At 68.6% G+C, this 7,242-nt stretch carries 9 protein-coding genes; 2 read left to right on the top strand and 7 right to left on the bottom strand.

Features of this window, described 5'->3' with window-relative positions; all coding sequences use genetic code 11:
• The coding region (locus tag BM355_RS13850) for an integrase core domain-containing protein (protein WP_425435642.1) at positions 1-822 on the top strand (822 nt) is incomplete at its 5' end.
• On the opposite strand, the gene BM355_RS13845 is transcribed toward BM355_RS13850, so the two are convergent.
• The 7 genes from BM355_RS13845 to BM355_RS13815 form a co-directional block, all read right to left on the bottom strand.
• Positions 819-1,616, bottom strand: coding sequence for an urease accessory protein UreD (locus BM355_RS13845; RefSeq protein WP_245760838.1), 798 nt, complete (start codon positions 1,614-1,616; stop codon positions 819-821). The two genes, BM355_RS13850 and BM355_RS13845, sit on opposite strands and share 4 nt — an antisense overlap.
• A 5-nt stretch (positions 1,617-1,621) precedes the next feature.
• Positions 1,622-2,374 carry an urease accessory protein UreG gene (ureG, locus tag BM355_RS13840; protein ID WP_091699725.1) on the bottom strand — a complete coding sequence of 251 codons (753 nt, stop codon included), beginning with the start codon at positions 2,372-2,374 and terminating at the stop codon, positions 1,622-1,624.
• The gene (locus BM355_RS13835; RefSeq protein ID WP_091699722.1) at positions 2,367-3,053 is read right to left on the bottom strand and encodes an urease accessory protein UreF; all 687 of its coding nucleotides are present in this window, start codon (positions 3,051-3,053) and stop codon (positions 2,367-2,369) included. Before BM355_RS13835 ends, ureG begins: the two co-directional genes overlap by 8 nt.
• 7 nt (positions 3,054-3,060) lie before the next feature.
• Positions 3,061-4,764, bottom strand: a complete 1,704-nt coding sequence (locus BM355_RS13830) for an urease subunit alpha (protein WP_091699720.1) — start codon at positions 4,762-4,764, stop codon at positions 3,061-3,063.
• Positions 4,764-5,093, bottom strand: a complete 330-nt coding sequence (gene ureB / locus BM355_RS13825; RefSeq protein WP_091699717.1) for an urease subunit beta — start codon at positions 5,091-5,093, stop codon at positions 4,764-4,766. The genes BM355_RS13830 and ureB overlap by 1 nt, the downstream gene beginning before the upstream one ends.
• 8 nt (positions 5,094-5,101) lie before the next feature.
• Complete coding sequence (locus tag BM355_RS13820) at positions 5,102-5,353, bottom strand: urease subunit gamma (RefSeq protein ID WP_425435643.1); 252 nt, start codon at positions 5,351-5,353, stop codon at positions 5,102-5,104.
• A 195-nt stretch (positions 5,354-5,548) separates the two neighbouring features.
• A complete protein-coding gene (locus tag BM355_RS13815; RefSeq protein WP_091699712.1) occupies positions 5,549-6,841 on the bottom strand; it encodes an IS256 family transposase in 1,293 nt (430 codons plus the stop codon).
• Between the two features lie 119 nt (positions 6,842-6,960).
• On the opposite strand from BM355_RS13815, the gene BM355_RS13810 reads away from it, so the two are divergent.
• On the top strand, positions 6,961-7,242 hold a 282-nt coding region (locus BM355_RS13810), incomplete at its 3' end, for a helix-turn-helix domain-containing protein (protein ID WP_143109463.1).

Genomic DNA, 7,242 nt, shown 5'->3' with positions numbered 1-7,242 from the left:
ATCCATCACCACCTGTCCACCGGCGGCGTAGACCCCCTGCCCGAGCACCATGCGCTGGCCACCGGGCAAGTCCACGACCCGGTTCAGATCAGTGCCCGCACGGTAGGCCGGTGGCTGCACCGGCTAGGGATCAGCCGCCTGCGCTACCTCACCCCAACCGGAGACACCCTCCGCGGAGAAGACCAAGACCCAGACCAAGACGCTACGGCGGCCCCGGGGCGGATCGTGGCCAAGCGCCCGGGGCACATGGTCCACATCGATGTGAAGAAGATCGGCAGAATCCCTGACGGTGGAGGGTGGAGAGCCCACGGGCGAGGCAGCCACCACGCGAGGAGGACCAAACGCGGGGCGGGCGCCCGGGTGGGGTACACCTATCTGCACTCAGCCGTGGATGGGCACACCCGTCTGGCCTATACCGAGGCGTTGGAGGATGAACGAGCCACCACCACGATCGGGTTCTGGTACCGGGCCAGGGCCTTCTTTGCCGCTCACGGGATTCGAATCGAGAAGGTGATCACCGATAACGGGAACAACTACCGGGCCAAGGACTTCACCACCGCGATCACCGGCTGTGGCAGCCGGCACCGGCGGATCCGCCCGTACACGCCCCGGCATAACGGCAAAGTCGAACGCTACAACCGGCTCATGGTCGACGAGGTGCTCTACGCCCGGCCCTACGACTCAGAACACCAACGCCGTCAGGCCCTGCAGATCTGGATCAACCACTACAACTATCATCGACCCCATACCGCCTGCGGCCACCAGCCCCCAGCCTCACGCGCACCCCGCACCCTCAATAACGTCATGGCCTCCTACAACTAGGAAGCGCGCGTCGCCGGTCCACCTCCTCGCTGTGACCTTGCCGCCATACCGGGTCGATCCCGGTTGGGGCCGTCCGGACCGGGGGATCTAAGCGCGTCGCCACGAGGCCTGCCGAGGTCGTCCGCGGCCCACCCGTGCCAGGCCTCCTCGACGGTCGCGGCATGGGTGTGAGCACCGAGTGCGCGCACGATCGTGCCGGGCCTGTCGAGCTGCAGTGCACCGGATGCTGCGTTCCTGCGCCGACCGAAACTCATCGCCGAGTCGAGGACGCGGGCGTCGCCGAGGACGCCGATGCGGCGCGCGGCGCCGTCCAGCACCAGCTCCTCGCGCAATAGTGGCCCGCCCGTGCCGGTGACGTCGGTGCAGGCTCGCAGCCGGCCGCCGCGCTCACCGGTACGGCCGAGCACGAGCGTCTCGCGCACCAGGGCGACGGCGCCGCGGCCGAGACGGATCGTGGTGGTGCGGGTGACATCGGCGGCGTCGGCGACGACGAACGGCAGCGTGTGCCAGATGAGGCATCCGCCTTCGGCCACGTCGATGTCGACCGTCCAGGAAGACGGCGTGCCAGTGCTGCCGTACGCGACGGTGCCGCCGATGTCTTCGATCTCGAGCAGGCAGCCCGATGCCACGCGCACGCGTACCTCGACGTGGTCGCCGTCGAGGAGCAGTGCGCCGCCGGCGATGACGGCAACGGATGCCAAATCCTCGCCCGCTGTCACGAGCCGCGGCACGAGCAGGCCGGCGCGCAGGTCGACGTGCGCGCGGCCGTTCCGGGTTTCGACCGCGATGTGCACGACGCTCAAGCCGTCGCGGGCGTGCCCGCGTGCGTGTGTTCGTGATCCTGGTCGTGGTCGTGGCTGTGCACGTACCCGCCGTCTTCATCCGCGTGGAAGTGCGGAGCCATCGGACCCGGGTCCTGCGGCACGTGCGTACCGGCCCGGTGATGGGCCAGCATGTCGAGCAGCCACGTGCGCAGTTCGGCGACGGATGCGGCATCCGTTCGCGACAGAGCGAGCACGGGCGCACCGTCCCGGGCCTCGACGGCGTCCGCGACCATTTGGGGCACGTCGACGCCGACGTACGGCGCGAGGTCGGTCTTGTTGACGATGAGAAGGTCGGCGCGGGCGATGCCGGGACCGCCCTTGCGTGCGACATCGCCGCCGCCGGCGACGTCGAGCACGAACAGCTGCGCGTCGATGAGCGCGGGTGAGAACGTGGCGGTGAGATTGTCACCGCCTGACTCGACGAGCACGAGGTCCAGCGGTGCGAAGTCGCGCTCGAGGTCTTCGACGGCGAGCAGGTTGGCCGTGATGTCGTCGCGGATCGCGGTGTGCGGGCACGCGCCGGTCTCGACCGCGCGGATGCGCTCCGGGTCGAGCACGCCCGCCGACCGCAGAAAGCGGGCGTCCTCGTCGGTGTAGATGTCATTGGTGATGACGCCGATGCGTAGGTCGTCTGCCAGCGCACGGCAGATCGTCGCGATGAGCGACGACTTGCCGGTGCCGACGGGTCCGGCGACGCCGAGGCGGAGGGAGCGGATGGTCTCAGGCACGGAAGAGCCTCCTGGGAAGTGTCGGGTGGGCCTCGGCCCACATCTCGATCTGGGGGGCGCCCGACGCGGGGATCGCGTGCGGACGGGTCAGTGCGGCGAGTGCGTCGACGCGGGGTTCGAGGTGGGCGCATGCGTCGAGCACCCAGCCGACGGGGATCGCGGGGTCGAGCGGCTCGAGCTTGAGCAGTGCCGCGGCGACGGCCTGTGCATCGTCGTAGGCCACGACCCGCACCAGGTCGCCGGCGCGCATGCCGGTCGTCGCGGCGATCGCGCCTATCACCGTCGCCCTGCTGAGCGGCGCGCCGATCCGTGCGATCGGCGACCGCGGCCACAGCGTCCGCGCGAGCCGCGCGAGGCCGGCCCCGAGCGCGCGCGCGATGTCCCGCTGCGCCGCGCTCGGCGTTCGAGCCGCCCACTCGGAGTCGACGGCGGCCAGCGCAGCGCCCGAGTCGGCGTCGCCACCGGCGGCGAGAGCGTGCCTGGCCACGACCGCGGTTCCCGCTTCGACCGGCACCATCGTTTCCATGCGGGTCAGCATGTACTCGCGCGCACAGGCCGGCGGCATCCCGGCACGCAGGGCCGACTCCAGCCCGTTGGAGGTGACGTGGCCGCCGGAGGGCAGCCGCGAGTCCGCGAGCAGGAGTGCGAGGGTGCCGGAGTCGGGCAGGCGGAGCGTCACGGGCGGCTCAGAACAGGTTGTACAGCTGCGCCAGCGGTAGCTCGGCGGCGGGCGCAGGCGTGACCGGCACGCCGTCGATGGAGATCTGAAAGGTGTCGGGCCGGATGTCGATGACCGGCATCGCGTCGTTGTTGCGCATCTGCGCCTTCCCCACGTCGCGGGTCGGCGCCAGCGACAGCAGCTCCCGCGAGAGACCCAGGCGCGCCTCCAGCCCGTCGGCCAGCGCGTGCGGCGATACGAAAGAGTACGACAGCCGCGCACCGAGCGCGTCGCCGAACGCGGGCCGCATGAGTACCGGCTGCGGGGTGGGGATCGACGCGTTGGGATCGCCCAGCGCAGCCCACGCGATGGCGCCGCCCTTGAGAACGACCGCGGGGCGCACGCCGAACAGCTTCGGCTCCCACAGGACCAGGTCGGCGAGCTTGCCGACCTCGATCGACCCGATGTGCGCGTCGACGCCGTGCGCGATCGCCGGATTGATCGTGTACTTCGCGACGTACCGGCGCGCGCGCTCGTTGTCGGCCGGAAGGGTCTCCCCCAGGTCACCGAGCCGGTGCTTCATGACGTGCGCGACCTGCCACGTGCGGGTGACCACCTCGCCGATGCGGCCCATTGCCTGCGCATCTGACGACGTCATCGAGATCGCGCCCATGTCGTGCAGCACGTCCTCGGCGGCGATCGTCGTCGCACGGATGCGGGACTCCGCGAAGGCAAGGTCCTCGGGAACCGAGGGGTTGAGATGGTGGCACACCATGAGCATGTCGATGTGCTCGGCGACGGTGTTCACGGTGTGCGGGAGGGTGGGGTTCGTCGATCCGGGGAGCACGTGCGGCAGAGCGGCGGTCGTCAGGATGTCGGGGGCGTGTCCGCCGCCCGCGCCTTCTACGTGGAAGGCGTGGATGGACCGTCCCGCGATCGCGCGCACGGTCGAGTCGACGAAGCCGACCTCATTGAGCGAGTCGGAGTGCAGCGCGACCTGCAGGCCGTAGTCGTCGGCGGCGCGCAGCGACGCGTCGATCGCGGCGGGTGTGGAGCCCCAGTCTTCGTGCACCTTGTAGCCGGCAGCCCCCGCCATCGCCTGCTCACGCAGACCTTCGGCGGACACAGTGTTGCCCTTGCCGAGCAGCAGCACGTTGACCGGAATTGCGTCGAGGGCGCGGTGCATCGCCGCGAGGTGCCACGCACCGGGTGTCACAGTGGTCGCCTTACTACCCTCGGAGGGGCCGGTGCCGCCGCCCGCCACGGTGGTGATGCCCGTCGCGAGCGCTTCGTGCAGCTGCGACGGCGACAGCAGGTGGACGTGGGAGTCGAAGCCCCCGGCGGTGAGGATGCGGCCCTCCCCCGAGATGACATCGGTCGACGGGCCGATCGAGAGATCCGGATGCACGCCGTCGGCGATGTCCGCGTTGCCGGACCGTCCGAGCGCCACGATCCGTCCGTCGCGGATGCCGACGTCGGCGCGGACGATGCCCCACCAGTCCAGCACGATCGCGTTCGTGATCACTGAGTCGAGTGCGCCTTCAGCGCGGGTGGTGGTGCCCTGCGCCATCGACTCGCGGATGGACTTGCCGCCACCGAACACCGCCTCCTCGCCGCCGACGGTGAGGTCTTGCTCGATCTCGATCCACAGGTCGGTGTCGCCCAGGCGCACCTGGTCGCCGACGGTGGGTCCGTAAAGGGCGGCGTACCGCCGGCGGTCGATGAGCACCATCAGGTCGCCTCCCCGTTCAGACGGATGCCGGGCACGGCGCACCGGCCCCGCAGAGCGACCGCGCCGAGCTCGCGCGACGCGCCCGGCTCGAACCGCGCGGACGTGCCGGACGGGATGTCGAGGCGGAAACCCGCGGCCGCGGCACGGTCGAAGTCGAGCGCCGGGTTCACGTCGGGCAGATGAATATGCGAGCCGATCTGCACCGGACGGTCTCCCGTGTTCACGATAACCAGCGAGATGCGCTCGCCCGAGGAGCGGTCCGCGTTCAACTCGATCGTCCCCGGACGCACGCGCACCGCCCCCGGCCCCTCAGAGTCGTTCCCTGTCATGACGTCTCCTACGCGATCGGGTGGTGGATCGTGACGAGCTTGCGCCCGTCGGGGAAGGTGGCCTCGACCTGCACGTCCGCAAGCATCTCGGCCACACCCGGCATGACCTCATCCCGCGAGAGCACCGTGCGGCCGTCGGCCATGAGCGACTCAACGTCGGCGCCCTCGCGGGCACGCTCAATGACCCACATCGACAGCAGCGCAACCGTTTCGGGGTAATTCAGCAGCACCCCACGCTCTCGCCGATCCCGCGCAATCATTCCCGCGACCGCGAGCAGCAGCTTCTCCGTCTCCGACGGCGTGACATTCACTCGAACCTCATTCTTCGTGCTGTGGCAGATGCGAGTCCACCATCGCACGTGCGTGTTTCGCCGGTGTTGCGGCCGGTCCAGGCATCCTCCGCGATCGGAATCGAACGGGACTATCTCAGTAACGGTGTTTCCGGCGATTTTCATTTAGTAGGTCTCCGCGGCCGGCCAGCGGTCGGCGAAGGTGATGGCGAATGCGTTGAGGGCGGGCTTCCACCGCATCGTCCATCGAGTGCGGCCCCGACCGGTCGGGTCGAGGCTACGGGTGACAGGATACAGGCACTTCAGCGCCGCCTGCTCGGTCGGGAAATGTCCCCGCGCCCGTACTGCGCGCCGGTAGCGGGCGTTGAGCGATTCGATGGCGTTCGTAGAGCAGATCACCTTCCGGATCTCAAGGTCGTAGTCCAGGAATGGGATGAACTCCTCCCACGCCGATTCCCACAGCCGGGTGATCGCGCCATAGCGCTTCCCCCACTTCTCGTCGAGGTCCTCCAGCGCTGCCCGCGCGGCGTTCGGGCTCGGGGCGGTATAGATCGGCTTCACGTCGCGTTTGAGCGCGTCCCAGTCTTTCTTCGAGGCGAGCTTGAACGTGTTGCGAATCAGGTGCAGGATGCACGTCTGCACCGTCGTCCGCGGGCAAACGTTGGCCACAACCTCGGGCAGTCCCTTGAGTCCGTCGCAGACGAGGAAGAACGTGTCCGTGACGCCGCGGTTCTTGATGTCCGTGAGGACGCTCATCCAAAACTTCGCCCCCTCAGCGCCGGTCCCGACCCACAGCCCGAGGACATCCTTCTCCCCGGCCAGGCTCACCCCGATCGCTGCGTAGATGGGCCGGTTCGCGACCTGCCCGTCACGGATCTTCACCACGATCGCGTCGATGAAGATCGCCGCGTACACCTCGTCCAGAGGCCTCGCGGACCAGTCGTTCATCTCCTCGATGACCTTGTCGGTGATCCTCGAGATCGTCTCCTTGCTGACCGAGGCGCCGTAGATCTGCGCGAAGTGAGCGCTGATCTCACCCGTGGTCAATCCGTTCGCATACAGCGACAACACGATCTCCTCGACTCCGTTCAGCCGGCGTTGCCGCTTCTTCACGATCTGCGGCTCGAACGACCCGTCCCGGTCCCGCGGGACCTCGATCGTGACCTGACCAGTCGCTTCGGTCAGCACCGTCTTCGGTCTCGTGCCGTTGCGGATGTTCCCAGATCCGCGGCCGGGATCGGCACGGTTCTTCTCATGGCCGAGGTGCTCGGTCAGCTCCTCGTTCAACGCGGTCTCGAGCACGTTCTTCGTGAACAGTTTCAACAGCCCATCCGGCCCGGTCAGGGCAAGGCCCTGCTCCTTGGCCAGTCGGACCAGCTCGGCCGCCGCAGCGGCCTCCGCGGAGCGGTCATCGTTCTGGTGCTTCTTCGGACTCACAACGTCCAGTGTCGTAGTCATCTGTTGTGGGTCATGAGGTTCTCGGAGGGGGCGGGTCGGTGAGATAGCGAACGGGCTCCTGGTCGCAGGATGGGAATTGCGAAACCACCAACCTGTGAACCTGAAGAAGGAGCCCGTTCATGGCCCAGGCTACCGCTGTGCACCCCAACTCTGCGCTGACCCCGACCGGGCGTGCTCAGATGGTGGATCGTCATCTGATCGACGGGGCCCCGATCGCCCACGTGGCCCGTGAGTTCCGCGTCAGTTGGGACACGGTGAAGAAATGGGTGACCCGCTTCCTGGACCAAGCAGAGCCCGGGCTGGCCGATCGACCCAGCACCCCCTGGGAATCTCCCACCACCACCGAGGCCGCCGTGGTGGCCAGGATCGAAGCACTGCGCCGGGAGTTGAAGTGGTCAGCG

This window comes from Micrococcus terreus (assembly GCF_900116905.1).
GTDB classification, from domain to species: Bacteria; Actinomycetota; Actinomycetes; order Actinomycetales; family Micrococcaceae; genus Citricoccus; species Citricoccus terreus.
This window is presented reverse-complemented; position numbering and strand designations above follow the sequence as displayed.

Excerpts from the sequence above, each read along its gene's own strand:
- BM355_RS13830 (WP_091699720.1), bottom strand. The coding sequence starts at position 4,764 with ATGGTGCTCATCGACCGCCGGCGGTACGCCGCCCTTTACGGACCCACC.
- ureB (WP_091699717.1), bottom strand. The coding sequence starts at position 5,093 with ATGACAGGGAACGACTCTGAGGGGCCGGGGGCGGTGCGCGTGCGTCCG.
- BM355_RS13820 (WP_425435643.1), bottom strand. The coding sequence starts at position 5,353 with ATGATTGCGCGGGATCGGCGAGAGCGTGGGGTGCTGCTGAATTACCCC.
- BM355_RS13815 (WP_091699712.1), bottom strand. The coding sequence starts at position 6,841 with ATGACTACGACACTGGACGTTGTGAGTCCGAAGAAGCACCAGAACGAT.